We start from the raw sequence: 25,891 nt of genomic DNA, 5'->3' as shown, positions 1-25,891 counted from the left end.
GCGAGATGAAAACAGAATTATTAGTAATAGGCAGTGGTCCTGGCGGGTATGCGGCGGCCTTTCGCGCGGCAGATCTGGGGCTTAATGTTGTTTTAGTCGACAAACGCGACTCCATCGGTGGCGTGTGTCTAAATGAAGGCTGTATCCCCTCCAAGGCACTGCTGCATGTTGCTGAAGTGATTCGCGAAGCCAAGCATGCCTCGGAACTCGGGATCACCTTCTCCGAGCCTGAGATCGACTTGGATAAGGTGCGCGCTCATAAGGACTCGCTGGTCGGTAAGCTGACCGGGGGCCTGGGTGGAATCGCGCGTCGACGCAAGGTCACCGTGCATCAAGGGGAAGCACGCTTTACCGGCCCCAATAGTGTGTCGGTCGAGGGTGAAACTATTGATTTCGACCACGTCATTATCGCGGTCGGATCGACCCCGGTCAGTCTACCGAACTGGCCAGTGGATGCCCGTATTTGGGATTCGACCCGAGCGCTGGAATTGCCTGAAATACCGCAGCGGTTGACCATTGTGGGCGCCGGTATTATCGGCTTAGAGATGGCAACCCTGTACGCTGCCTTAGGCAGTAAGGTGACTCTAGTAGAGTTAGCCGATACAATGCTGCCTGATGCGGATGCTGAATCTGCGAAGGTGTTACATAAGGCAATGGTCCAGCAGGGCTGTGAGTTCCATTTTGGCACTGCAGTTGTTGATATTGAAACCAGCAGCGCCGGGATCCGCCTAACAACATCAAAAGACACGACGATTGAAGCGGATATTGTTATTTCTGCGGTTGGTCGACGCTCCAACGCCGGAAAAGTGAATATTGAAGCCGCAGGTCTGACCCTTAGCCGCGGCGATATTATCGATGTCGATGCTCAAAGCAGAACCACGGTTAAGCATATTTTTGCTATAGGGGATGTTACGGGCATGCCGATGCTGGCCCACAGAGCCACGCATCAAGGCAAGATCGCCGCCGAAGTGATCGCGGGACACAAGGTTCAGCTTGATACCAAGCTGATTCCGTCGGTTGCCTATACCTCGCCGGAATTCGCTTGGATAGGTTTCAGTGTAGAAGCAGCTAAAGCAGCTGGCTATCAGGCTAAATCGTCCAGTTTTCCCTGGTTGGCGAGCGGCCGTAATCTCGCCTCGGGCGGGCAGGATGGCCTGACCAAACTGGTTTACGATGAGCCCACTGGGCGGATATTGGGTGGCTCACTGGTTGGGAAAAATGCCGGTGAGTTGCTGGCGGAGGTTACCTTGGCCATTGAAATGGGTGCAACGCTAGAGGATTTAGCACTGACCATCCATGCGCATCCGACCCTGTCTGAAACCATTGCGTTTGCGGCAGAAAGAGCGTTAGGTAGCCTTACGGATTTATAACTTGGAGTAGAGCTTAAGATGTCGAAATATGGGCGAGTCCGAATAAAAGACATTGCAAAGGAACTGGACTTAAGCACTGCCACGGTCTCTCGGGCTTTGAGCCCGGAGACCGAACATATGGTGGGTAAGGACCAGGTGAAGCGGGTACGAGACTGTGCCCGTGAGCTCGGCTATATCCCCAATTTAGCCGCGGCGGCCCTGCGTAATCAAAAAACCCATGTTATCGGCGTGGTGATTCCCGATATTCTCAATCCGGTGTTTCCGCCCATGATCAAGGGCATCCAAAGCTACTTGTTTACCCAAGGCTATATCACTATTTTTGTGTTTAGTAATAATAACCAAGAGGAGGCCTTGGAAGAGGTTCGCCGTCTAGCGATGCGCAACGTCGATGGACTGATCTTGGCGAGTGCGTTTTTAGAAGACCGCAGTGTCAGCGAATGCCTGTTGCAGGAAATACCGCTCGTCTTGGCCAATCGGTCAATACAAGAAGGCCATCTGGTGCACCAGGTGTTAAGCGATGATCAGCATGGCATGGAGTTGGCGATCAACCACTTGATTTCATTGGGTCATCGTCACTTGGCCCACTTCGCCGGTCCCGATACCATTTTACAGGGCTTAAAGCGACGTCAGGCCTTCGAGTGGCTGTGTCAGCAAAATAATATCGAGTTCGACATAATTAATTGTGATCAGGACGATACCTATGCCTTTAGTGTTGATGCCGGTCGAGTGGGCGCGCGCGATTACCTAGAATCGGGCGGCAAGGCCACGGGCTGGATTGCGGCCAACGACCTGATGGCCATCGGCGCGATTGAAACCTGTCGTAAACTGAATATCCAGATTCCTAAGGATATCTCGATCTGCGGATTCAATGATATGCCCATGGCCGACATTGTAAATCCATCTCTGACCACGGTATCGGTTCCGTTCGAAGAGATCGGAGAGCAGGCTGCCCGAATGTTGGTCAAGGAAATCGGCTCGCCCTGGCCGAGTAAACAACGCTGGCTTATTGCACCGCACTTGGTGGTGCGCGAGTCGACGGCGAAGGCCTAAGCAACACACCCCAAGTATACTTGGGGTCTATTCTCCCCGACCCTCTCCTTGAAAAAGTCAAAAATGCTCGAGCTTTAACTCGGATGTAGAACGGGTATTACCCAAAAGCCCGACAATAGGCGTTTACTTGGTCGCCACAGATTGTGGGTGGAAAAATTCAAAGAGTTGAGTTCACTCCTTCGAAAGCCAATGTTCACTCGTATGATAGATGTAAACCAATTGTGATGGGCAGGGGGCTCCTATAGACTGTGGGCCGATATTACGCGACGGAATTGCACTGTATTCATGAAGGTAGTCAAAATAAAATGGGTCATTTTGCTAGTGATCAGCTACAGCCTAGCCTTGGCTGCTCTCGCGCCGCTACAGTGGTTATTGCCATTGGCCGGGCCGAGGTTGGCCAGTTTGGGTGTGACGCTGGAAGAGCCCGACGGCACCTTATGGCAAGGTGAATCACTGGTCCGCTTAAAATCCTACGGTTATGTCAAAGTCGACTGGGATGTTCAGTTGCTTGGTCTGTTGTCCCTTAAATTGCCGGTCCAGATCAGTGTGCAAAATGCGCAAATGGCGGTAACGGGTCGACTACTGGTCAAGCCCGCCGGCTTGGCGATCGAGAATCTAACCGGCTACCTCGATGACACCCTGTTTGCCCCCATTTACAGCGCCTATAAGGCAAGCCTTTCCGGTCGGTTGCAGTTGGACTCAGTCTCTGCCGAGGTTGGTTGGGGCAAACAATTGGGTGCCTTGCATGGCTCCCTGACCTGGTCTGGGGGGCCGGTCGGCATACCCATGGGTCGCACCGTGCAGAATTATCAGGTGCCGACGCTGTTTGGGCAGTTGGCCTCAAACGATCAGGGCTGGACCCTCAGGGCGCAGGGCGAGCGGCAACAAGATTATATAAATATAGCGTTGACGCCGGCCGGTCTGGCAACCCTGACTGTGCAGCGCACCTTAGCCGAGGATATGGCGATTCGGGTGCCCGGCAATGGCACGACCCTGTTCGATATTTCCCAGCAGGTGTTTTAATGGATATTAAAGCCCAACTCATTAATGTCTGGCGCCCGGTGCAGGGTTGGTTGGTGGCGCTGCTGGTCATCGCCTGCGGCGTCGGCTTGGCGAAAATCACTTGGTTAGCGGTGCTGCCCGTTGCACCGCTGGTGGCGCCCAAAGTGGTCCCGGCGGTTCAGGATGGCACGGGTCAAGGTCAAGACTGGCTGGAGATCAGTCGCTCCATCGGCAGCCGGGAATTTTTTGGCGCGTTCGCTGCTGCCGCCCAAGTAGTCGAAAAACAGGCTGTCGAAGTACCGGAAACAAAACTCAACTTAACCCTTCAGGGTGTGATGGCGCGTGGGGATGGCCAAGGCTTTGCCGTGATCGGCGAAGGCCGCGGAGCGGGGAAGGTGTTCGCGGTGGGAGAAGATCTGTTCGGCCAGGCTGTGTTGGCCGAAGTGTTTGGTGATCGGATCGTTCTCGATCGTCGCGGCCAGTTGGAAATTCTCCGATACGAAAAGGTCGCCACCGAGGCTATATTGGAATCGGTTAATCCCAATGCGAATAACGCACCTGCACCCGCCGCATCCTTCCGTGAAGCCCTGTCCCAAGCCAATGCCGATGTGGCCAATGGCGCCGACCTGCAAGCCCAGGTGCAAGGCATGGTCGAATATGTGAATCGACGCGCCAATGAAGACCCAGAAGGGTTTGTGGCTGAAATGGGTCTGGAACCCTCTGCCGAGGGTTATCAGGTGACCCGGCAGGCTCGGCAACTGCAAATGGTGGGGTTGCGGCCAGGAGATATTGTGACCTCGGTAAACGATATGCCCGTTGGCAATATCCAAAATGACCAAGTTTTACTCAATCAGGTATTGCAGACCGGCGGTGAAATAAAAATTCAAATTCGTCGTGGTTCCCGTGCTTTTACTATCTATCAAACCATTCCGACATATTAAAAGGTAAAGAACATGGCTCTGTTCGCTCAGGTTAGATTGGCTTTGGTAGTCTGCTGCCTTTGTTCGGCATCATTGGTATTTGCCGCCACCGAGCAAAAATACACGCTGAATATGCAGGATGCTGAAATAAAGGAAGTGATCGACCTGGTCGCTAAGGTGACCGGCAAGACCTTTATTATCGACCCGCGCGTTCGGGGCAAGGTGACGGTGGTCTCCGAACGGGAAATGACCCAATCACAGATCTATGAAACCTTCTTGGCAACGCTGGAAGTCTACGGTTTCTCCGCCGTGGTGGCGGGCGATGTGGTGAAAATTATCGGCCAGTCGGATATTAAATCCGCCGGTATCGACGTTGAAACCACGGGTGGACGGGTCGGTGAAGACATTATCACACGAGTATTCCCCATTCAAAACGCGTCGGCCATGGAACTGGTGCCCATATTGCGGCCCATGGTAGCCAAATATGGCCATCTGGCGGGTGTGCCGTCTGCCAATGTGCTGATCGTCGCGGATCGGGCCACCAATATTGAGCGCTTGTCGGAAATTATCGACCTGCTCGATAAGGCCGGCAGCGAAGAAATAGAGGTGGTCAATCTCAAGCATGCTTGGGTTGGTGGCATGATTACCCTGTTAGAACGGATCTCACCCGCGGCCGTGGTGGCTGGTAATCAGGGCGCTCGCTCCAGTTCCGGTTCTAACCGAGGCGTTTTGCTGGTCGGTGATGAGCGCAGCAACCGAATTATTATCAAGGGTGAATCCGACTCTCGAGCACAGATTGTTGAACTGATCCAAAAGCTCGACACCCCCTCTGAAGAGAACACCTCTTACAAGGTGATTTTCCTCAATAACGCCGATGCTAAGAAAATGGCTGAAATCCTTAAAGGTATCGCCGCTCCGGGTGGCGCGCAGGGCGGTCAGGGTGAGCCGCCGAGCCAGCCGGTATCGATTCTTGCCGATGAAGATCAAAATGCCCTAATTGTGCGTGCCGAACCGTCTGAGCTGAGCGAGCTTGAAGCTATTATCGCCCAGCTCGATGTGACCCGCGATCAGGTGCTGATCGAAGCCGCCATTGTCGAGGTGACCGGCAGCAACGGCGATGCCTTGGGTGTGCAATGGGCGACCAACCCGGAGCGGGTAGTCGATGGCCTGCCGTTTGCCTCATCCAGTTCGAGCATCGCCGGTGCATCCCTGGGGCAGCTGGCGACGGGTGTGGGTACGGCGGTAACCACCGCCGGTTCGGCACTGGGTGCCATCAGTCAGGTGCCAACGGGTGGTTTCCTAGCCTTGGCGGATCCCTTTGGTAGCACGGCAAACTTTGGTCTGATTATCCAAGCACTGGAATCGGAAAGTAACACCAACCTATTGTCGACGCCCAGTGTGATGACGCTCGACAACAGCGAAGCCTTTATCACGGTCGGCAGCTCGGTGCCCTTTAAGACCGGCGGCAGCGGCACAACGGATAACCCCTTTACCATCAATCGTCAGGATGTCGGCACCACCCTCTCGGTGATTCCACATGTGCAACAGAATGGTTCGATTCGGCTAGAGGTCGATCAGACGGTTGAGTCCTTGATAGGAGAGAATACCGCCGGTGCAGTCGATTTGGTGACCAGCAAACGCCAGGTGAAAACTGAGGTTCTGGTCAATGACGGCTCGACCATTGTCTTGGGCGGGCTGATTTCAGACCGGATCACGGAATTTGAGAGCCGGGTGCCAATACTGGGTCATTTGCCGATTATCGGGAATCTGTTCAAGTCTAAATCGACCAAGAAAGAGAAAACCAATCTGTTGATTATCTTGCGGCCAACGATTATCCGAGATCAGTCTAGCGCGCTAATCCAACGGCGTATGAATGGCATCTGGGAATTGCGCATCGAAACCTTAGGCGGTGGTCTGGGTCTGATTCAACCCAGTATCGATGAGGTTTTCGACGGCACCTATATAGACGGATCCCAGATCCAGCCGGCCGATGCTCTGATCGAATAGGGCGCAACAGTCTTGATCCAATAGGGCCCGATTGCAGTTGCGACGGGCCTTTTTTATGCGCGCTGACACCCAAGAAGGATCAGTGTCTCAGTATCAGGCAGACCGGGTTGGAATTGGCGTAATTTCATTCTGCGGTAAGCGTGATATTCTATTTGACTCGTATAAGTGAAGTGATTCTATGAGCCTAAGCCCTGAACTGCAGCATCGCTTGGCGCAAGCGGACGCCCTAATCTTCGATATGGACGGCACCCTAGTCGATACCATGCCCTTGCATTATATCGCCTGGCAGCAGGTCGCCGAGCACTATCGGCTGCCTTTTTCCAAACCCCGGTTTTACCAGCTCGGCGGCGTGCCCACATTTGAAACACTGCAGATTTTATCCGCCGAAGCGGGCCTAGAGATCGATCTGCAGGCCGCGAAAGCGATGAAAGAGGGGCTTTCTCGAGCGTTGATGCCCAAGGCGACGCCGATCGCAGAAACTCTGGCCATCGTGCAACAGTTTTTCGGCACCAAGCCGCTGGCCATCGCGACCGGCAGCAGTCGGGCTGGAGCACAGATGTTGCTCGGGCAACTGGAGCTAGCGCATTACTTTGATGCGCTGGTCACGGCCGATGATGTCGCCCGTCACAAGCCGGCACCGGATGTCTTCTTAGCGGCGGCCCAGCGCCTGAATGTGGCGCCGGAACGCTGTGTCGCCTTTGAGGATACCGATATCGGCATTGAGGCTATTTTGAGCGCTGGAATGAGCGCCGTGGATGTGCGCGATTTAATCAAGTGATGGCCGACGGACGGGGACGAGGGTCTCTCAGTCGCGCGGTTTTATACTGGGAGCCCGCTCGTGCGGGCCGTTGAAGTTTTTCTTAGCATGCTGACTAAGCGCAATACCAGAGCGCAATGGAGTTTTCAACTATGACCGTTATACCCGATACCTTACGTTTAAATGTGCGCATGCTCGGTGAGTTGCTCGGTGACACCTTGCTGGAGAACCACGGGCCCCAGCTGTTCCGCAAGGTTGAAGAGATCCGCAACCTGGGTAAGCAGGTAAATAAAGCCGATGATGCCGACGCCCAACCCCTGATCAATGTGATGGCGGCGCTGGAAGACAAGGATATCTTGCCGATCGCGCGCGCGTTTAACCAGTTCCTGAATTTGGCCAATATTGCCGAGCAACAGTTTTTCTCCAGTGCCGAGTCCGATAAACGGGATATTCTGGAAGAGACCTTAGCCCAAATTGCCGAAAAACACGGCAAGGCAGAGGTCGCTAAGGTACTAAACGAGCTCAATATAGAACTGGTGTTGACCGCCCATCCCACCGAGATCACCCGCCGTACCCTGATTCGCAAATATGAGAACGTCTCCAACGCATTGCGCGATTTATCGCGCACCGACCTGTTTCGCTATGAAATCGACCAAATCAAGGAGCGTTTGCGCTCGACCATCGATGAAGTCTGGTATACCGATGAGGTGCGCGATGAGCGGCCCTCGGCGGTCGACGAAGCGAAATGGGGTTTTGCGGTGATTGAGAATTCCTTGTGGAGCGCGGTGCCCGATTTTCTCCGTGAACTCGATGCGGTGGCCCGCCGCACAACGGGCCAGAGTTTGGCCAAAGACATCTGCCCCTTTCATTTCTATTCCTGGATGGGTGGTGATCGCGACGGCAATCCCAATGTGACCCATGCAGTGACCAAAGAGGTGATCCTCCTGGGCCGCTGGATGGCCGCAGATCTATATCTGCGTGATATCAACCAACTGGCCGCGCGCCTGAGTATGGATGTGGCCGATGAGGACTTTCGTGCAACCTATGGGCAGGGCTCTAAGACGCCTTATCGGGTCTGTATGCACCAGATACGCGATCGCCTCATGGCGACCCTGCGCTGGACCGAAGCGCAGCTGAACGACACCGGCATCAATAAAGAGATTCCGATCCAGTCCAAAGCCGAACTGCTCGAGCCCTTGAGTGCCTGTTACGACGCCCTGACCAAGGTGGGCCTGCATCGGGTCGCAGATGGTGAACTGCTCGACACCATTCGTCGAGTCCAGTGTTTTGGCATAAATCTGGTGCCGCTAGACGTGCGTCAGGACAGTGAACGTCACGTCAAGGCGCTGCAGGAAATCGTTGCGCATGTTGGTTTGGGCGACTACGAAGCCTGGGATGAAGCGCAGCGACAGGCCTTTCTCTATGAGCAGCTGAATAATAAACGGCCATTGGTACCGCGCCATTGGCAACCTAGTGCCGACACCTTAGAGGTCTTGAACACCTGTACCGTGGTGGCCAATGAGCCGGCGGAAACGCTCTCGCATTACATCATTTCGATGGCCCAACAGCCGTCCGATGTCTTAGCCGTGGCGCTGTTACTGCGTGAAAGCGGGGTCACCTGGAATGTGCCCATCGTGCCGCTGTTCGAGACGCTCGCCGATCTCGATCGCGCCCCTCGGGTCATGGAAGCGCTCTGGTCGAACCCCTGGTATACCCAATACAGTGGCGCCAAGCAGACGGTGATGATTGGCTATTCGGATTCGGCCAAGGATGCCGGCAAAATAACCGCCACCTGGGCCCAATACAAGGCCCAGGAAACGCTGGTCGAATTGTCGAATAAACGCAATATCTCGATGATGTTGTTTCACGGTCGCGGCGGCACGGTCGGTCGTGGCGGCGGTCCGGTTGAAAAGGCCATGGCGTCGCAGCCGCCGGGCTCGGTGCCGGGTAAGATCCGAGTAACCGAACAGGGCGAGATGATCCGCTATAAGTTTGGCCTGCCGCGCGTGGCGATCCGCAGTTTGGCCATCTATGTGGCCGCGACCATGCGCGCGACCATGGAGCCCAATCCCGCCCCTAAGCAGGCTTGGCGCGATCTGATTGAACAGATGTCGGATCAGAGTTTGCAGCACTACCGTCAGGTGGTGCGCGAAGATCCCCGTTTTGTGCCGTATTTCCGTTCGCTCACGCCCGAGCAGGAATTGGGCAAGCTGGCCCTAGGCAGTCGACCGGCCAAACGCAAGGCCGGCGGAGGCATTGAGAGCCTGCGCGCGATTCCATGGGTGTTTGCCTGGATGCAAGTTCGGCTTAATTTGCCAGCCTGGTTAGGCGCCCCGCAGGCGCTGCAACATGCCCTCGAGCAGGAACCGGAGACGCTGGCCGAGATGATCCGCGATTGGCCGTTTTTCACCGCCTATTTGGATCTATTGGAAATGGTCGTGGGTAAGGCCGATGGCTCGATCGCGGCCTATTACGAGCAGCAGCTGGTGGCGCCGGAATACCACAGCTTGGGCACCCAATTGCGCGCCGACCTAAAGCGCTGTGAACTCTTGCTCAACCAGCTCAAGGGTCAAACGCGGCTGCTGGAGTCGGATCCGTTGTTGGCGCAGTCGATCCACGTGCGCAGTCCGTACACCGATCCACTCAACTATCTGCAGGCCGAACTGCTCAAGCGGGAGCGTAAAGCCGGGGAAATCGATCCAATCCTGGAACAGGCGCTTAAGGTGACCATGGCGGGTATCTCCGCCGGGATGCGCAATACCGGCTAGTCGTTGGGTTTAGAGGCAGTGCTGGCGCGGCTGAGTTAGTATTGGCCGGGCGAGAGCGGTTCGCGCCATACCGAGTATATGGTTTTCAGCACCTACCTAAGCCCTTCATAAGTTGTATCTAAGGGGGGGCAAAGGTAAAGTACGCCAGCCTAAAATAAGTTGGTGGCACTTTTGCTTGTAAATTAAGCAGTTTACAAGCTGCGGCCGCCAAAACGTAATTGAAAGAGGAGTACGTAGTTAATGCGTATTATTTTGCTCGGGGCACCTGGTGCTGGTAAAGGTACACAAGCTCAATTTATTTGTGAGAAGTATTCAATTCCACAGATATCGACCGGTGACATGTTACGTGCAGCAGTAAAAGCAGGTACACCTCTTGGGGTTCAGGCCAAAACCATTATGGATCAGGGCGGATTGGTGTCCGATGACATCATAATCGGACTGATTAAAGAACGAATTCAAGATGCCGATTGTGTCAATGGTTGCCTGTTCGACGGCTTTCCGCGCACTATTCCGCAGGCGGATGCGTTGAAGACGCAGGGTATTGCCATCGATGCGGTGATTAATTTTGATGTCGCTGATGCCGAAATCATTGCCCGTTTGAGCGGCCGTCGCGTCCATGAGGCCTCTGGCCGCATCTATCATGTGCAGCACAATCCGCCCAAACAGGCTGGATTGGATGATCTGACCGGTGAATCATTGATTCAGCGCAAGGATGATGAAGAGGCTACCGTGCGACATCGTCTCGATGTCTATCATGAGCAGACCAAGCCATTGGTTGAGTATTACAGCAGTTGGGCCGAACAGGACGGCAGTGCCGCCCCAGCCTATCTGTATATTGAGGGTGTCGGTTCGGTAACCGAGATCAAAGCCAAGGTATTGGGTGCCTTGCCGGCATAACGGTAGGTATTCGAGCTCAAAAGCGCCGCTTGGCGCTTTTTTTATGCCTGCGTTTTAGGTTCTGCATCGAGTGACGGACTGACTAGCCCTAGAATCGCAACGAGGCACGCGCTTTATTAACTCTATAGCTATGCGGTCACGAGCCCCTCGAGAAAGGCTTCGTTCAGACATAGGGCTGGGTCGATGATCGGCACGATACGGGATTCGATATCGACCGCCGAGAGTGCGCATTGATGCCAGGGTGATTGAGCATCCGCAGCATCTAGCGGCAGAGCCGGGGCAAAGGCCCGATCGGTCACCGTGCATCGTTGCGGGGCCTTGGCCATCGCCAAAGCTATATAGGGACAGTCGGGGCGATTTAGCGCTCTCATGACCAGCAGTGTCGGGCTATGGCCAGTGGTGCGTAGAACGGGAATCCACTGTCCGCGCCACCAGAGCAAGGATTGCAGCACCGTTTGGCAATAGGGCACCCGCAGTTCCTTGCCATCGGTGACCAGTTCCACTACCGAGGGTTCCAATAGGGCCAGCGGGCGATCGAGCTCAACCCGCCAAAGGGTAGTCGTGGTCATCGCAAGGGGTCTCAATTAGGTGGTTGAAAAAGCGTTCCAGGGCCTGTACGTCGGTGACGAAGCCCTGCTGTTGGGCCTGATCGGTAAAAAGGCCGAGCAACGGACTGTTCGGTCGCTGCATTAGCGTCGGAATGGGGTAATGGTGCAGCTCGGCCAATTTTTGAACTGCGTCGACCTGCAGCGCGAAGCGTGTGACTAGCGCCCCGCTGGCATCGGCGTAGGCCAGGCTGATGATATAGTGGCCGGCCGTGGCGTGCGGATCGGCGGCCCTGACCTGGCTTAGCTGATCATCGACCTGCAACACCGGTATGCGCCGCCCTGCCAGGGTGATATAGGGCATATTAAGGTGCCGCTGCAGGTCATTGGGCAGATTGATTTGACTGATTTGATCACCCGGCAGGGCCAAATAGAGAGCGCCCAAACGGATCCCCATATAGGCGCTCAAGGCCGATCACCCGGCACCGCATTGGGTATCTGGGCCAGCAGTGCTAGAACCGTATCCACGACCTCGTTCTCATTGAACGGCTTGGTCAGGTAGTCGTCCACGCCGGCGGCCTTGGCCTGCTGACGGTGTTTGGTCTGGGAGCGCGAGGTGATCATCACAATCGGGATATGGCTGGTGGCGCTCTGGCTTTTGATCGCCTGAGTCAGTTCCAGGCCGTTCATACGCGGCATTTCCATATCCACCAGCATGACCGCTGGCAGCTCCAAACGCACCTTCTCGAGCGCATCGATGCCATCGGTTGCGGTCTGTACATCGAAACCGGAATCGACCAACAGCAGTTTTAGGGCATTGCGCTGACTCAGTGAATCGTCTACCACCAGAATCGTTTGGCGCTCGCTCGCCGCGGCGGGCGCGATTGAACCGACACCCAGGCCCGATGTGCCGCGCTCGAGCAGCGCTTCGACACTTAATACAGGCATCAACAGGCCATCGCCGGTCTGAGTGATGCCCGATAAGCCCGCGATGCTTGGCACATACTGGCCAAGCGATTTTAGCACCAGCTCAAAACTGTTTTGCAACCGGTCAATAGCCACTGCGACGGTCTTGTTTTGGTAGTCAATTAGCAACAGGGGATGACGTATGGCCCCGCTTGCATAGGAATAGGGCGTCAACCCTAGGCCGCTGTGCATTTCCATAAAGGGCAGCCATTGGTCTTGCCATTTGACGATCCATTGCTCTCCTTTCTGTTCGGCGAAGGACTCATCCGGCGGAATAATCTGCTGGATCCGAGTGCTGTCGATGGCAAAGCTTTCCTCACCCAGGCTGACCACAATCATATGGCGAGTGACTTGGCGCAGCGGGATGCGAATTACAAATTCGGTGCCCTGCAGCGGGGTCGAATTAACCCGGATCTGGCCTTCGAGTTTTTTGACATCGAAGGCCACGGCGTCTAGTCCGATACCCCGTCCCGAGAGCTGGGTAACGCTTTCGCGGCTGGTGACCCCAGAGGCAAAGATCAGTTGCAAGGGGTCGGACAGGTGGACATCGTCCGGAATAAGCCCGCGTCGGCGGGCACCCTCGGTGACCGCCTGGACATCGATACCGCCGCCATCATCGCGCAGCCGGATCTCAATATGGCGTTGCTCTATGCGGAAGGTCAGTTCAATCCGGCCGGTGGCGGATTTGGTGCCGCGCTCTGCCTCGATGCCATGGTCCACCGAGTTGCGCAGTAGATGCATAAGCGGGTCCGCCAGGGCGGTCACGATGGCTCGGTCGACCCGTATGTCATCACCGGCGATAAAGAGGTCGACCTCCTTGTCGGTAAAGCGCGCGGCCTGGCGCACACAGCGTTGCAGGCGGGTCTTCAGGCTGGCAAAGGTCTGCTGGCTGGAACGCATGACATGATGCTGAAAGTGTTCGGTGTAGCGCCGCTGTTGGCGGATGAGACCGTCGAACAGACTGATTTGCTTTTGCAACAGCAGGACCATTTCCCGGTTGTCGGCAATGGCTTCGATAAACTGATGCGCACTGCGATGGATGTCGTCGTAGGTGTCCATTTCCAGGGCATCGAATTCCGGATTCGCGGTGGTCACATTGGCCTGCGCCATACTGCGACTGTCGACGGCATTTTCCAATTCAAAACGCCGTTCCTGTATATGCAAATCATGGTCCTTCAGCTCTCGTAAATTGCCACTGACGCGCTTAAAGAGTTCCTGGCTTTGCACCAGGTTAATCGACATCTCCTCCACCAACTCGACCCAAACATCCTCATCGCCATCATTCAGGCGGCGGCGCTCTGGCACCGGCATCGGGGCGTCGATCGGGCCGCCCAGATCGACCGGCTTGGGTGCGTTGGGCGGTCGGGTTTGGGGTGCGACCGCAACCGGGCCGGTGTCCTGCCCCGGCTGGACTGAGTCGCCTGCAGAACGAGCGGAATCGAGTGTGGTAAGCGATTCCCCCTTATCTAATGGAGCCGAGTCCATCGTCTTGAGGCCCGAGTCTGCAGCATCGGCCGGGCCAGTATCTCGGTTCGGCGCGGATTGGCCCGGCTCGCTGGACGTTGCTGGCGAGTCGGGCTCGGCGTAGGGTGAATGGCTCACCGGCCAGGTGGGCCATTGGGCCAGGGCGGTGAGCATTGGGGCGAAGTCCGAATCGTCATCGGCAGCATGCTCCGCGTTATCGAGCAAGGTCTGCAGCGTATCCACGGTGGCGATACACAGATCCTTGGCATCGGCACCGTAATGCCACTGCTGGCCGGGGTCGTCCAGGCAGCCATCGATGAGCTGTTCAAAAAAGCTCTCCAGTTCATGCGCCAGCCATGCCATGGCGGTAATACCCACCAAATTGGCACTGCCCTTGATGGTATGACTGATGCGTTGGATCGCTTGCAGGCTCGGGGCACTTTGACTGTTGACGGTGGCCAGATTGAATTGATTGATCTGCTGCGATAAGTTCTCCAGTTGATGCGGGGTGTCCTGCAAAAAGGCCTGCAGCACCTCATTGTCGGTGGTGTCTGAGAAGCGGGTGCTGAGCTCGTCGAGTCGATACTCGGGGCGAGTGTCGGGCTCTTCAGTATCGAGACGTTGTTGGTCGTGCACGAACTGATCGATCAGCTGCCGACTCTCGCGAATATCCATCGGGCTCGGCCAGTCTTCATGTTCCAGGAGGTTGGCCCATTCGATACAGGGTTCCGGGTCGAGGACATTGTTCAGGTGGCCTTGGGTTAACGCCGTCCAGCGTGCAAAGTTATGCAACTGTTGCTCGATCGGCTGGTCTGGATCGGCGAGCATCAGGTTTTCGGCGACCCGATCCAGGCAGCCGGACAGACCGTCGAGGCCCACCAATTGCAGGGTTTCGCTGAGCATCGACAGGGTGACCAGATAGGTTTCCAAAACCTCGCCGGAATCCTGACCCGATAGGCCAGGCTGCCAGTGCTCAAATTGCACGCGCAGGGTTGAAAATTCCGCCGCTACCGCATCGATCGAGCTGTTTTGTGTCGTCATAAGCCACTCCTAAAAGGTCGCTGCAGCCGAGCCGGTTGCCACCTGGCACCGGTCGCGGCAGGGGGGCCGAAGTCTATCTGTTAGCCTGGGCTGGGCGCGCGATGGCACTCAACGGTTCATTACCAAAGGGCTTTGCCTTATCCAAGGCAATAACTGGCGCAACCGCGCTGGCTTCGAGTATTTCCGCGGTCAGGCCGGTGCTGAGCAGATGGCTGGGCAGGGCAAATACCGAGACGGTATTGGCCAACGCCCGCGAGGCCGACGCCAATCGGCGAGTCTGTTCGGCCTGACGCTTGAGCTCGAGCCGGGTTTGCTCGGTGGATTCGGCAATTTGAGTCGATTGGTTTTTCAACTGATCGGTCTCGCGCGCTTGCAGAATGGATTGCTCTGAGATTTTCGCCACCGCTCGTGCCAGGTCTTTGGTGGTGGTTTGAGTTTCCATCATCTGGTCACCGGCCAATTGGGCCAGTTTCGAGCCGGCCACCACCTCACTGATCGACAGGTTCATGGTGTCCACGGCAGCCGCCGTTTCCGCTTGGATGTTGCGCACCAAGACCGAAATTTGCGACGTGGAATCGCGCGAACTTTCGGCCAAACGCTGCACTTCGTCGGCCACCACCGCAAAGCCTCGACCCGCGTCGCCGGCCGCAGCCGCTTGCATCGAGGCGTTCAGGGCGAGTACGTGGGTACGTTCGGCGATGGAGTTGATGATGTCGATAATCGAGGATATCTCTTGCGACCGTTCGCTGAGCCGCTTAATACGTTTTTCCGTTTCCGAAATGGAACCGCGAATGTCCACCATACTGGTCATGGTGTTGGTCACCGACTCAAAGGCGCTGTCGGTTGAGGCCGTGGCTTTCTTGGCCACCTGGTTACTGGCTTGTGACCATTTGGCGATCTGGAACATCTGTGCCGAAACCGTCTCGAGCTTGGCGATGGTCGCCGCGACCAGTTGGCGGCTGGTTTCTGAGACCTTATTAACCTTGGCCGACTGCTCATCGATCACCGCCGACGCGGCGCCGACCAGATCGGAAATTTGGCGGATTTTCGCCAAGGCCTCGCCGATCTCCTCGGTCGCCATATTCATCGCATCGGCCACCGGACCGGTAATGTCCTCTCTTACGATCAGGCGCACGGTAAGGTCGCGATCGGAGAGCAATGAGGTGCCCTCCAACAGTTCGATAATCGAATTATTGAGCTGGTCGTTTTCGCTTTCCATACGACTCAGGGTGCGGTTCTTTTCATCGAGCAGTTGGTCGAGCGTCGCGCCCAAGCTCGCCAATTCATCGGCGCTGGCAACCAGACCGGTGCGCGCATCGGGGTTATTGGCCTGGACCGCGCTAATGGTCTGGGAAATCTGCCGCACCGGCTTGAGGATCGATTGGTAGGTCAGCCAGCCAATCACCGAGGTGACCAGGGCGGTCAGTAGGATCACAACTGTATTGGACACGATAGACTGGGTAAAGGTGGCGCTAAAACCGGCGAACGAACGCTCTGCCGCGGCGGTCAACTGCTCGTTATAACGTTGCGCCTGATCGATAAAGGGCCCAACCAGAACATAGAGGTCGTTTAACAAGAACAGCTGTAAATCGGCCCGGGATTGGCGTTCTGAGAGCCGCTCGAATAGACCATAGGCCGTCTGCAATTCGCGCACCGCATCGATTAGCGCGTTATCGAGGTCTTGCTGTGCGGCGATGGCCTGCCACTGCTGCGCAAAGCGCACGCTGGACGCCCGAATCTGTAGGGCCCCGGTGTCCCAGGTGACCAGGCCGTTGTCGATGTTGTTTACCGTGTTGACGAATTCACTCTGCACGTTGGTCACCAAGTCGCTGACCTCGGTGGCATTGGCCACGAGATCGTTGAGCGTTTCGGTGGCATCGCCGGCCAACAATAAGGACCGGTAACTGACCCCGGCGAGAATAATCAAGCTGATTGCGGCCACCGCGAGCACCGAGAACAGGCGCAGGCGAATGGGTAACTTGGGAATGTTGGGAAAATTCATGCGGTACCCCTTAATCAAAAAAGTGTTAACCAATCGCTGGTGGTCATCGGTCGATATTCTTTATTGCTGTAATAGGTGGTGGTGACCAAATCCGAGCCCTGGTTATCGCCGATAAATTCCAACACCAGACCACCCAGATCAAACCGGGCATTGCGTGCGGCCGATAAAAAGCTGCGCCGGTTCGGCTCCCCGGGCAAGGCCTTGAGGATTTCAATAAACATCCGGCCGACCAGATAGCCCTCAAAGGTGACGTAGTTGAAGTCATCGCCGAGCGCATTCATGGCCTGTTTAACGATCGCCAAGTTGCTGTCCAGTTCTGGCACCACCTGGGTCATGACCACTCGGTCGGTCACGCCAAACTCGGTGAGAATATCGGACAGATTCTCGGCACCGGTGAAGGACACCGCACTGATCACCCAGTCTTCGCCCTGATAGCGAGCGTAGCCGGCAAATCGACCGATGGCCGCGTAGGTGCCGACCGTCACCACCAGCTTGCAGCGCGTGCCGATCTGATTTTCCCACGCCTTAAGGGAGTCATAGCCGTCCCGACTGCTCAGCGTATTGCGCTGATAGACCCCGACCGGCCCGAGGTAGTTGCGCTCGGGGTTATCCCCGTCCAAGGCCAAGATCTGATCGATCCGCGCGACAATGTCGCGCGTGTTCGGCCGGCTCTGCAGGGCGGCCTTAATACCGGATACGCCAGCCATGCCATAGGCGTCGTTCTGGACATAGGCGCAGATCTCCTGCGGCCGGACCCCAGCGGTGATCGCCGCGTCGATTACCGCCGCGGCTTCTTGGACATAGGACGCGCGAAAGTTGATCACATCGCCCACGCCCGGGCGCAACAGTCCGGCACCGGTAAAGAAGCCGACCGCTGGGATTCGGGCCTTGGCGAGCAAGGGCAGACTGACTTGGGCGGTGGGGGTGCCGACATTGCCGATCACGGCAAAAACATCCTCATCGATCAGCCGTTGGGTTTGTTGACCGGTGAGGGAGGGCGTATAGGAGTCGTTTAGGACCTTAAAATTCAGCCGTCGACCCTTGACCGACACCCCGCGAAAGGCGGCCTCAATGCCAGTTTTCATGCCCTGGCCTAAACCGCGAGACTGGCCTTCCAGGTCCATCACGCCGCCAACAATTATCTGGTTGGCAAAGACACCCTCATCGGCCAGGGCCAACCCGGCACCCCAGACCAACATTGCACATACAAGTAACGGTTGTTTCATAGTTGACTCCAACAAATAGGGTCGCAGGCTCTCAGGCCGGAGACTTCAAATCCTGTAAAAAGGCATTATGGTCGAGCCAAAACCAGGGCCGGTTCTGGCGAAAACAATAGCGAATAAAGGGCCGCAACCGGGCCGGGGCCAAATCCTGATCTGGCTGGGCCTCGGCGAGGGCAAAGGACAACTTATGCGGAAACTCCTGCAAGGGCAGGGCAAAGGCCTCGCTGCCTTTGCCGATCACCAGTAGGTAGTTTCGACTCAGGTTTTTGGATGTCTGATCCAGCTCTAGGCCAAACAGTTGGTGGAAATCGAACACGGGAATGATGGCACCGCGGATATTGGTGAAGCCTTGCAGCCAATCGGGTGCATTGGGTAAGCGGCGCAAATTTTCAAAATCGACCAGTTCCTTGTTGACCCGATCATCGAACAACAGGCCAAAACGTTGATAACTCAAACCGAAGTAGGCCGAGCGCTGCAGTGCCGGTCCCGACTCGCTGAGCAAGGAGTCCGCGGCACTTGAGTCCTCGGGCTCGGACGCATTCAGTAGAGCCAAAGCCGCGCTGGGCAGCATAAGGCGATTGGGCGCGCGTCGGAGAGTTGTCATCGGGGCTCGCTCAGCCGACCAGGGCGGTTATTTGATTGAGAATGTCTGCGTCGGTGTAGGGTTTTGAAATCAACGCCTTGGCACCCTGTTTGGCAGCCCACATATGGTCGGCTTTTTGGTTTTTACTGCTGACGAAGACAATGGGGATAGCCGACAGCTCCGCATCTTTGCGCAGTTCTCGACAGGTATTAAAACCGTCCATACCGTCCATAATAATGTCCATTAAAATCAGGTTTGGCCGCTCCGCTCGTGCCTTGGCAATCGCCTCGGCGCCGGAGCTGGCGGTCACGGAGAGAAAATTCTGACTGGCGATAATGCGCTGCAGGTTTTTCAAATCGGCGGGGTTGTCGTCTACACACAATATTTTTTTGGTCATCGGAGTGTCCTTGAGTTATACCAGTTGGGGCGTTGGATGAATCGGTATCAGGCTGGTGGGTAAAAAGCGACCCAGCTCATGAAGCAGAGCCAGATCGGTTGGCGGTTTGGTAATGTAGCCATTGCTGCCAGACATCTTGGCTTTGACCTTGTTCAGGGTGGAGCCTTTACTGGTCAGCATGACCACGGGTAAGGCCTGCTGCCGGGCTTTGATTTGCCGACACACCTGGTAGCCATCGATATCGGGCATCAGCACATCGAGAAACACCAAGTTATAGGGGTGGTTCGCACTCAAACGCAGCGCCTCGGTGCCATCACAGGCCAGATCGACGGCAATTTGATTGCCCAATAGATCGTGCAGCCGTTGTTTCATAAAGGTTCGCACCGGCATCGAGTCGTCGACCACCAGAATGGTTAGGTTGCTGGTGCTCGATTCACTTTCCAATCGATTTTGATTGACCAAACGTTCGAATACCTTGGTGACTCGCCGTAAAACCATCGGTCGGGTCAAAATTTCTGCGCTCGGTAACCAGGCATGGGTGACCTGTTCCGTATCCTGGAGCGCAATAATGGAACGGAATTGTTTGAATTGCTGTACTGCCTTAAAGGTCTGCTCGGCCCGCTCGGCTTGGGTGTTAATCAGCAATACATCGCCCTGCGGCGAATTCGGATCGTCGACCAGAGTGAACTGCCCCATGACCGTACTGGACAGCCGACACAGGTTACGCAACAACATTTGATCTTTGGCGGTCAGGCCAATATGTGAAATCGCGATCTTGTTCATAAGCCCCCGAATCATCAGTCAAATTGGACAGTGACGATACTGTAGACGATCGCTGCTTGAAAAAAGTTCAGGTTGCAAAAAGCACACAAAAAGGACGTTTTCGCCAAACCCAAAACGCGATAAAGCGCCATTAACGCTGGCCAAATAGAACTTTGTTCGAACGTGTAAAGGCCCTTTAGAGCTGCATCACATTTCGAACAGGGCACCGACGGGTGTCCGTTCTGGGGGCGGAGGGTGGCAATAAAGATTGACCAATTGGCTGATGAGCGGGCGCGAATAGGGGGTAAATAAGGGCTAGCAGAATAGCGGTACATTTTGTTATCAAAGCTGTACACTTATACAGCTTGAATTGGACCGATTCCGGATCACCGCCGAGCGTCAGGGCACGGCTGACGGTTAAGCGCGGCGGCGTCATGATCTGAGTAGACGACAGTCTCGGTGCGCTGACAAGACCGCTGAGACGATTTGAGTAAACTAATTTTATTGTTATGCCGACAAGCACGGTAAAGACCTATCTTCCTGCTCCGGTATTTGATCTTGAGGCTCGCGACATTGAGTTATGCAAAGGCAATCAGTACCCAGTGCCACGGGGTATTGTCGACGCGGTTAACCGGCCAATCTAAGTGGTGAACCGGCCGCGGATTAATCTGGTTTGGTTTAAGCGTGACTTGCGGGTCAGCGATCATGCGCCGTTAAAGCTCGCCGAAGACGCCGGTCTGCCGACCTTGTTGTTGTATGTTTTCGAGCCACTACTACTCCAAGATGGCCATTATACCGAGCGCCATTGGCGTTTTGTCACCGAGTCACTCATCGATATTAATAAAACGATTCGGGGCAAGGTTTCGGTTGCCCATCATTCTGTTATCGAGGCACTCAGTGAGGTCAGCCAGCACTACCAAATAGAGTCGATTTTCTCCTATCAAGAGACCGGCCTGGCAAATACATTCGCGCGCGACAAGGCCGTTGCCAAATGGCTCACTGAGCAAGGCATCAATTGGCGTGAGACGCAAACCGCAGCCGTGGTTAGACCGTGTCATAACCGTGCCGCATGGGGCAAACTCTGGCAAGACGTGATGACCGGCGAACTGATTGAAAATCAGCCTGGCAAGCTCGACGTGGTCCAAGTTAAGTTCGACACCCGTCAATTGCCCAACGCCTGGAAGGTTGCCAATACCGACATGCAACAGGGCGGTGCTCGTGAGGCAACCCGGGTCTTGGCTGATTTTTTTGACGCGCGCGGAAAAGACTACCAGTACTTTATTTCCAAACCGTTGCAAAGCCAATTAAGCTGCTCGCGCATGTCGCCTTATCTGGCGTGGGGCAATATCAGCTTGCGCCAAATGTATCAGCAACTGTTGCAGCATCTGGAGCGCAAGGGCTGGCGCCGAGCATTGAGCGCGTTGGCGTCACGCTTGCATTGGCATTGTCATTTTATTCAAAAATTCGAAAGCGAGGCTAATATGCAGTTTGAGCATATAAACGCCGGCTACAAAACCATCCCCTACCGTGACGATGCCCGCTCAGATGCAGACCTGATCGCCTGGCAGCAAGGGCAGACGGGTTATCCCTTAGTCGATGCCTGCATGCGTTGTCTCATCAAAACGGGCTATATAAATTTCAGAATGCGCGCCATGCTGGTGAGCTTTTTAAGCCACCACTTACAGATTGATTGGCGCCGAGGGGTTGAGCATCTTGGCGGTCTATTTTTAGACTTTGAGCCCGGCATCCATTATGCGCAATTTCAAATGCAAGCGGGTGTTACCGGTATCAACACCATTCGTATTTACAACCCGACAAAACAGGCCCAAGAACACGATCCGGACGGCGAGTTCATTCGTGTTTGGTGCCCTGAATTGGCCAGCCTACCCAATCCACTGTTATTCGAACCCTGGACGATGACGGCAATGGAAGAACTAATGTACCAATATAGTGTGGGTACCGATTACCCCGCGCCGATCATTGATGCGGCCGTGACCTACCGTCAGGCCAGTGATCTGTTATGGGCATGGCGTGATCGAGCCGATGTAAAGCAGGAAGCACGGCGCATTCTAAATCGACATGTTAGGTAAGCGGTTATGGCGCACAGCAAGAGTCATTTACCCACTAAGGTTTGTCTGGTCTGCCAGCGACCCTTTACCTGGCGCAAGAAATGGGCAAAAAATTGGCCTGAGGTTAAGTACTGTTCAAAACGTTGTCAGGGTAATAGCAAAGTGAAAAAAATCGACCCATCAGCTCATTAACTAACCCCAACCAATGCGATTACAGCTGCGGCCATGGCGAATACCGAACGGCTGTTGAATAAGCGGTACCATTTCAATTTGAAAACTGTACACTAATCAAAATTCAATCCCGATCGAGCCAATCTGTTATGAAAACCGAGTGCGATGATAAGTCCGACTGGTGCAAACGCGGTGGCGCTCGGCCCGGCTGTGGCCGCAAACCGGGCGTCAAGACCCGACCGGTGCGCCTACCCGAATGGCTGCTCGACGAACTGGAACGCCTCGGCGACCCGCGCGAACTGATCCTCGACGCCTGTCAAAGCCGATATGCCTTAGCTTGCAAAACTCAACCCGAGACCGAGAATGACTAAATCCCGTTTTATACTGCATTACCTGCTGCTCAATAAGTACGCCTATCTGTTTGCCATCTTCTGCATTCTGATCGTGAACTGGTTGCAGGTGGAAATTCCGCGTTACATTCAGCAGGCGATTGACCTCTTTGGTGACCAGAGCGAGGCGTCCCGCCAAGAGCTGTTTGGCTATGTCGAGTGGGTGGTGGGCTTGTCGGTGGTGATGGTGGTATTTCGCATCCTGTCGCGCATGTATGCCTTGAACCCGGGCCGGATCACCGAGGCGGCGCTGAAAAACGATCTGTTTTATAAGCTCAATCGATTGCCCAACAGTTTTCACAAGGGCTTTGGCTCCGGCAAACTGATCTCCATTATCAATAACGACCTCAATGGCATTCGGCTGTTTTACGGCATCGGCTTCTTGCAACTGTTTAATGTGATCTTTGCCCTGTCGCTGACGCCGATCTGGATGTGGCGCATCTCACCGGCCCTGACGCTCTATTCGATAATTCCCATCCTGCTCGCCTTTGTCGTCTTTCGCATTGGCTTTCGCAAGATGCGCGCGCTGCACGGTGAACGTCTTACCCGCCTGCAGGATCTGTCGGAACAGCTGATGAACTACCTGTCGGGTATCGACCTGATTAAAAACCAACAGATGGACACCTGGGTGTTGAACGAGATCGAACAGGTCAATCAACGGCTGTTAACCTGCACCATGCAGATTACCCGTATCCAGACCTTTATTATGCCGGTGCTGGACTACGCCAATAACCTGATGAAGGTGCTGATCCTGGGCTTGGGCGGCTACTTCCTGCTGCAACAGAATCTGACCCTGGGTGAAATTACCGCCTTCCTATCCTATTCAGTCTTGCTCGCCTTGCCGTTAATGCATCTGGGCCGGATCGCGACGGTCTATCAGATGGGTATGGTCAGCATCGACAGCGTACTGACTATTCTCAATAGTACGATTCCCGAGCAAGATATGGCCTTGCAAACGCCGGCCGATCTGACCGCCCTGGGCCAGGGTACCCTGACGGTGAGCCATCTGGCCTATCAGTATCCCGATGGCGACAGCGCCGTGCTGCACGACATCAGCTTTGAACTGACGCCGGGCAAGAAGGTGGGCATTCTCGGCAGTATCGGCGCCGGCAAGAGCACGCTGGTCAATTGTTTGAACCATCACCTCGATGTGGCCCCGGGCATGATCCATTGGAATGGGCGCGACATCACCACGCTGGCCCGCCAAGATTGGCGTGCCCTGGTGCGCACCATTACCCAGGAGCCGTATCTCTTTTCCAATACCATCGAACAGAATGTCCGCTTCGGCTCGACCGATCTGGCCAAATCCGAGGTCGATCAGGTGCTCCAGTTGAGCCAATTTGCCGAGGACATAGCGCGCTTTCAGGACGGCGACCAGACCCTGGTCGGTGAGAAGGGCATTATGCTCTCCGGTGGTCAGAAGCAACGCTTGAGCATTGCTCGGGCGCTGCTCAGCCCGAGTGACCTGATTATCATGGACAACGTCTTATCGGCGGTGGATTACGACACCGAGCGCAAGATTCTCGGCGGTCTGCTGGATCGCATCAGTCATCAGTCGGTGCTAATCGTCTCGCATCGGATCAGCGCGTTGGAGGAGATGGACGAAATACTGGTGCTGGAGGCGGGCGCCATTGTCGCCCGCGGCGATCATCACAGCCTATTGCGCAGCTCGGCCTACTATAAGGCCACCTGGGATCTGCAGCAGAATGAGACGGAGGCCGTGACATGATCAAGGCACTGGATTTACGCTATCTGAAACACTTCTTCCACTACGCGTCGGCCTACAAGAAATCGGCCGCGATCGGTTTGGCGATGTTGCCACTGTCGATCGCCACCAACCTGTTGTTTCCCTGGTTTATTATCAAGGTGATCGATAACCATCTGGCGGTGGGCGTCTATCAAGGTCTCTATCAGCTGATTGGCCTGCTGGTGTTGGTGCTGATTATGAATTACATCGCCGATGCCTTTTACTCTTACTATTTACGCATGGTGGGTCAGAATGCCGTGTTCGATATGCGCAGCGCGCTCTTTGCCCGGATCTTAAAACTGCCGCGCAGCTATTTCGATAAGACGCCGACCGGGGTTACTCTGTCGCGTCTGACCGGCGACCTAGAGGCCATTGGCGAATCCTTTGTGCTCGGCATGTTGGGGCTGGTTAAGGACTCGATCAATACCGTGGCCTTGATCATCATGATGGCCTTTATCGACTGGCAGCTGACCCTGCTGGTGGTGCTGGTGTTTCCACCGGTGCTGTATCTGACCAACTTTGTCCGTAAGCGGCTGCGCGCCATGTATCAGATTACCCGCTCATCGCTGGCCAAGGGCACCGGTTTCTTGCAAGAAGCTCTGCTCGGCGTGAAAACCGTGCAGCTGTATCGGGCCGAGCAACAGGTGGAGGCGGAGTTTTTGCGCTACACCGACGAGTTCAAGAATGCCCAGTTAAAGACCAATACCTATGATGCGGCCCTGTTCTCGATTATTACCGGTGTGACCTCCATCACCATCGGCCTGATCATCTGGTATGGCTCCGGCAAGGTGCTGCAAGACGCTTTGACCCTAGGCGTGTTGATTGCCTTTATCAACACTCTGGAAAAGGTCTTTGTACCGCTGCGCGACTTTACCTCGCAGATTGCCTCGATCCAGCGCTCCTTTGCCGCCTTTGATCACATAGAAGAACTCTTTATTGAGCCTTTGGCCGAACAGGACCGGGTTTTGTACAGCATCGACGAGGTGCACGACAAGCTGCAACGCTTTGAGTCGCTCGAATTCAAGAACGTCAGCTTCCGCTATAAGCCGGGTGGGCCCTTGGTGCTTAATAATGTCTCCTTTAGCTTGCGCCAGGGCAATCAGTTGGCGCTGGTGGGCACCACCGGGTCGGGTAAGTCGACGGTGATGCGCCTGATTGCCAAGGTCTACCAGGACTATGACGGCAGTATCCTGCTCAATGGCTTGGAACTGGCGCAGATCCCCACTGACCAGGTCACGCCGCTGTTTTCATTGATGCAGCAGGATGTGTTTTTGTTTGAACAGTCGATCGGCTTTAATATTGCCCTCGGCAAGGAAGGCGTGGGTCCGGAGCAAATCAAGCAGGCCGCCCAGTATGTTTATGCCGACGACTTCATCAGCGCCCAGCCGGGCGGTTATGATTTGCAGTTGAGCAGCAACGGCGGCAATCTGTCGGCCGGCCAGACCCAACTAATCTCCTTTGCCCGGGCCGTCGCCCAGGGTGGTCAGGTGATGATGCTCGATGAGGCCACCAGTTCGGTCGATTCGGTGACCGAGAGCCTGATCCAGAAGGCGATCAGCCGGCTGTTTAAAGCTAAGACGGTGATCGCCATTGCGCACCGGCTCAGCACCATTCGCGACTCCGATCAGATCCTGGTGCTGCATCAGGGGCAAATCGTCGAACGCGGCAATCACGATCAGCTTATCGCCCAGCAGGGCGTCTATGCTAACCTGCTGAATGAAATCGAAGTCACGGACGGCGAAGCGAACCTCGCCTAGGAAT

The 25,891-nt window shown here is 55.3% G+C and carries 21 protein-coding genes; 13 read left to right on the top strand and 8 right to left on the bottom strand.

Going from position 1 to position 25,891, the window contains the following annotated elements:
• Window positions 1–5: 5 nt before the first annotated feature.
• The 8 genes from lpdA to adk all read left to right on the top strand — a co-directional run bounded on the left by lpdA (window position 6) and on the right by adk (window position 10,771).
• Window positions 6–1,370 carry a dihydrolipoyl dehydrogenase gene (gene lpdA, locus REIFOR_RS09385; protein ID WP_100257305.1) on the top strand — a complete coding sequence of 455 codons (1,365 nt, stop codon included), beginning with the start codon at window positions 6–8 and terminating at the stop codon, window positions 1,368–1,370.
• 18 nt (window positions 1,371–1,388) lie between these two features.
• Window positions 1,389–2,420, top strand: a complete 1,032-nt coding sequence (locus REIFOR_RS09380; protein ID WP_100257304.1) for a LacI family DNA-binding transcriptional regulator — start codon at window positions 1,389–1,391, stop codon at window positions 2,418–2,420.
• Between the two features lie 285 nt (window positions 2,421–2,705).
• Window positions 2,706–3,443, top strand: a complete 738-nt coding sequence (gene gspN, locus REIFOR_RS09375) for a type II secretion system protein N (RefSeq protein WP_100257303.1) — start codon at window positions 2,706–2,708, stop codon at window positions 3,441–3,443.
• Window positions 3,443–4,363, top strand: a complete 921-nt coding sequence (locus tag REIFOR_RS09370) for a type II secretion system protein N (RefSeq protein WP_100257302.1) — start codon at window positions 3,443–3,445, stop codon at window positions 4,361–4,363. Before gspN ends, REIFOR_RS09370 begins: the two co-directional genes overlap by 1 nt.
• Before the next feature lie 12 nt (window positions 4,364–4,375).
• Complete coding sequence (gspD, locus tag REIFOR_RS09365; protein ID WP_100257301.1) at window positions 4,376–6,349, top strand: type II secretion system secretin GspD; 1,974 nt, start codon at window positions 4,376–4,378, stop codon at window positions 6,347–6,349.
• Window positions 6,350–6,527: 178 nt separating this feature from the next.
• Window positions 6,528–7,127 (top strand): beta-phosphoglucomutase family hydrolase, encoded by a 600-nt coding sequence (locus REIFOR_RS09360; protein ID WP_100257300.1) that lies wholly within the window; start codon window positions 6,528–6,530, stop codon window positions 7,125–7,127.
• A 131-nt stretch (window positions 7,128–7,258) separates the two neighbouring features.
• A complete protein-coding gene (gene ppc, locus REIFOR_RS09355) occupies window positions 7,259–9,874 on the top strand; it encodes a phosphoenolpyruvate carboxylase (protein ID WP_100257299.1) in 2,616 nt (871 codons plus the stop codon).
• Between the two features lie 240 nt (window positions 9,875–10,114).
• Window positions 10,115–10,771, top strand: coding sequence for an adenylate kinase (gene adk, locus REIFOR_RS09350; protein ID WP_100257298.1), 657 nt, complete (start codon window positions 10,115–10,117; stop codon window positions 10,769–10,771).
• Between the two features lie 128 nt (window positions 10,772–10,899).
• Here the strand turns inward: adk and REIFOR_RS09345 are convergent, their stop codons facing one another.
• The 8 genes from REIFOR_RS09345 to REIFOR_RS09310 form a co-directional block, all read right to left on the bottom strand.
• Window positions 10,900–11,340, bottom strand: coding sequence for a hypothetical protein (locus REIFOR_RS09345; RefSeq protein ID WP_100257297.1), 441 nt, complete (start codon window positions 11,338–11,340; stop codon window positions 10,900–10,902).
• Window positions 11,312–11,785: a hypothetical protein gene (locus REIFOR_RS09340; protein WP_145980274.1), complete on the bottom strand. Its 474-nt coding sequence runs from the start codon at window positions 11,783–11,785 to the stop codon at window positions 11,312–11,314. Before REIFOR_RS09340 ends, REIFOR_RS09345 begins: the two co-directional genes overlap by 29 nt.
• Window positions 11,782–14,787, bottom strand: a complete 3,006-nt coding sequence (locus REIFOR_RS09335) for a response regulator (protein WP_100257295.1) — start codon at window positions 14,785–14,787, stop codon at window positions 11,782–11,784. The genes REIFOR_RS09340 and REIFOR_RS09335 overlap by 4 nt, the downstream gene beginning before the upstream one ends.
• A gap of 73 nt (window positions 14,788–14,860) precedes the next feature.
• Window positions 14,861–16,789 (bottom strand): methyl-accepting chemotaxis protein, encoded by a 1,929-nt coding sequence (locus tag REIFOR_RS09330; protein WP_100257294.1) that lies wholly within the window; start codon window positions 16,787–16,789, stop codon window positions 14,861–14,863.
• Between the two features lie 14 nt (window positions 16,790–16,803).
• A complete protein-coding gene (locus tag REIFOR_RS09325; protein ID WP_100257293.1) occupies window positions 16,804–18,015 on the bottom strand; it encodes an ABC transporter substrate-binding protein in 1,212 nt (403 codons plus the stop codon).
• A 31-nt stretch (window positions 18,016–18,046) separates the two neighbouring features.
• Window positions 18,047–18,616 (bottom strand): chemotaxis protein CheW, encoded by a 570-nt coding sequence (locus REIFOR_RS09320; RefSeq protein WP_100257292.1) that lies wholly within the window; start codon window positions 18,614–18,616, stop codon window positions 18,047–18,049.
• A gap of 10 nt (window positions 18,617–18,626) precedes the next feature.
• Complete coding sequence (locus REIFOR_RS09315) at window positions 18,627–18,992, bottom strand: response regulator (RefSeq protein ID WP_100257291.1); 366 nt, start codon at window positions 18,990–18,992, stop codon at window positions 18,627–18,629.
• Between the two features lie 15 nt (window positions 18,993–19,007).
• On the bottom strand, window positions 19,008–19,775 hold the full coding sequence (locus tag REIFOR_RS09310; RefSeq protein ID WP_158524343.1) for a response regulator transcription factor: 768 nt from the start codon (window positions 19,773–19,775) through the stop codon (window positions 19,008–19,010).
• A 623-nt stretch (window positions 19,776–20,398) separates the two neighbouring features.
• Between REIFOR_RS09310 and REIFOR_RS09305 the strand changes: the two genes are divergently transcribed.
• From REIFOR_RS09305 to REIFOR_RS09285, 5 genes are all read left to right on the top strand, one after another.
• Window positions 20,399–21,844, top strand: coding sequence for a cryptochrome/deoxyribodipyrimidine photo-lyase family protein (locus REIFOR_RS09305; RefSeq protein ID WP_100257289.1), 1,446 nt, complete (start codon window positions 20,399–20,401; stop codon window positions 21,842–21,844).
• A 6-nt stretch (window positions 21,845–21,850) separates the two neighbouring features.
• Window positions 21,851–22,015, top strand: a complete 165-nt coding sequence (locus tag REIFOR_RS09300; RefSeq protein ID WP_100257288.1) for a DUF2256 domain-containing protein — start codon at window positions 21,851–21,853, stop codon at window positions 22,013–22,015.
• A 128-nt stretch (window positions 22,016–22,143) separates the two neighbouring features.
• The gene (locus REIFOR_RS09295) at window positions 22,144–22,365 is read left to right on the top strand and encodes a hypothetical protein (protein ID WP_100257287.1); all 222 of its coding nucleotides are present in this window, start codon (window positions 22,144–22,146) and stop codon (window positions 22,363–22,365) included.
• Window positions 22,358–24,112, top strand: a complete 1,755-nt coding sequence (locus tag REIFOR_RS09290) for an ABC transporter ATP-binding protein (RefSeq protein WP_100257286.1) — start codon at window positions 22,358–22,360, stop codon at window positions 24,110–24,112. The genes REIFOR_RS09295 and REIFOR_RS09290 overlap by 8 nt, the downstream gene beginning before the upstream one ends.
• Window positions 24,109–25,887: an ABC transporter ATP-binding protein gene (locus tag REIFOR_RS09285; protein ID WP_100257285.1), complete on the top strand. Its 1,779-nt coding sequence runs from the start codon at window positions 24,109–24,111 to the stop codon at window positions 25,885–25,887. The genes REIFOR_RS09290 and REIFOR_RS09285 overlap by 4 nt, the downstream gene beginning before the upstream one ends.
• The last annotated feature ends 4 nt before the right edge of the window (window positions 25,888–25,891 follow it).

The organism is Reinekea forsetii, assembly GCF_002795845.1.
In the GTDB taxonomy this organism is placed as follows: Bacteria; Pseudomonadota; Gammaproteobacteria; order Pseudomonadales; family Natronospirillaceae; genus Reinekea; species Reinekea forsetii.
The sequence above is the reverse complement of the archived record's forward strand: the minus strand, read 5'-3'. Positions and strand labels throughout refer to the sequence as shown.

Coding starts and splice junctions, on each gene's coding strand:
- gspN (WP_100257303.1), top strand. CDS start 2,706: ATGAAGGTAGTCAAAATAAAATGGGTCATTTTGCTAGTGATCAGCTAC.
- REIFOR_RS09315 (WP_100257291.1), bottom strand. CDS start 18,992: ATGACCAAAAAAATATTGTGTGTAGACGACAACCCCGCCGATTTGAAA.
- REIFOR_RS09290 (WP_100257286.1), top strand. CDS start 22,358: ATGACTAAATCCCGTTTTATACTGCATTACCTGCTGCTCAATAAGTAC.
- REIFOR_RS09330 (WP_100257294.1), bottom strand. CDS start 16,789: ATGAATTTTCCCAACATTCCCAAGTTACCCATTCGCCTGCGCCTGTTC.
- adk (WP_100257298.1), top strand. CDS start 10,115: ATGCGTATTATTTTGCTCGGGGCACCTGGTGCTGGTAAAGGTACACAA.
- lpdA (WP_100257305.1), top strand. CDS start 6: ATGAAAACAGAATTATTAGTAATAGGCAGTGGTCCTGGCGGGTATGCG.
- REIFOR_RS09380 (WP_100257304.1), top strand. CDS start 1,389: ATGTCGAAATATGGGCGAGTCCGAATAAAAGACATTGCAAAGGAACTG.
- REIFOR_RS09310 (WP_158524343.1), bottom strand. CDS start 19,775: ATGAACAAGATCGCGATTTCACATATTGGCCTGACCGCCAAAGATCAA.
- REIFOR_RS09300 (WP_100257288.1), top strand. CDS start 21,851: ATGGCGCACAGCAAGAGTCATTTACCCACTAAGGTTTGTCTGGTCTGC.
- REIFOR_RS09295 (WP_100257287.1), top strand. CDS start 22,144: ATGAAAACCGAGTGCGATGATAAGTCCGACTGGTGCAAACGCGGTGGC.
- ppc (WP_100257299.1), top strand. CDS start 7,259: ATGACCGTTATACCCGATACCTTACGTTTAAATGTGCGCATGCTCGGT.
- REIFOR_RS09360 (WP_100257300.1), top strand. CDS start 6,528: ATGAGCCTAAGCCCTGAACTGCAGCATCGCTTGGCGCAAGCGGACGCC.
- gspD (WP_100257301.1), top strand. CDS start 4,376: ATGGCTCTGTTCGCTCAGGTTAGATTGGCTTTGGTAGTCTGCTGCCTT.
- REIFOR_RS09325 (WP_100257293.1), bottom strand. CDS start 18,015: ATGAAACAACCGTTACTTGTATGTGCAATGTTGGTCTGGGGTGCCGGG.
- REIFOR_RS09335 (WP_100257295.1), bottom strand. CDS start 14,787: ATGACGACACAAAACAGCTCGATCGATGCGGTAGCGGCGGAATTTTCA.
- REIFOR_RS09285 (WP_100257285.1), top strand. CDS start 24,109: ATGATCAAGGCACTGGATTTACGCTATCTGAAACACTTCTTCCACTAC.
- REIFOR_RS09320 (WP_100257292.1), bottom strand. CDS start 18,616: ATGACAACTCTCCGACGCGCGCCCAATCGCCTTATGCTGCCCAGCGCG.
- REIFOR_RS09345 (WP_100257297.1), bottom strand. CDS start 11,340: ATGACCACGACTACCCTTTGGCGGGTTGAGCTCGATCGCCCGCTGGCC.
- REIFOR_RS09370 (WP_100257302.1), top strand. CDS start 3,443: ATGGATATTAAAGCCCAACTCATTAATGTCTGGCGCCCGGTGCAGGGT.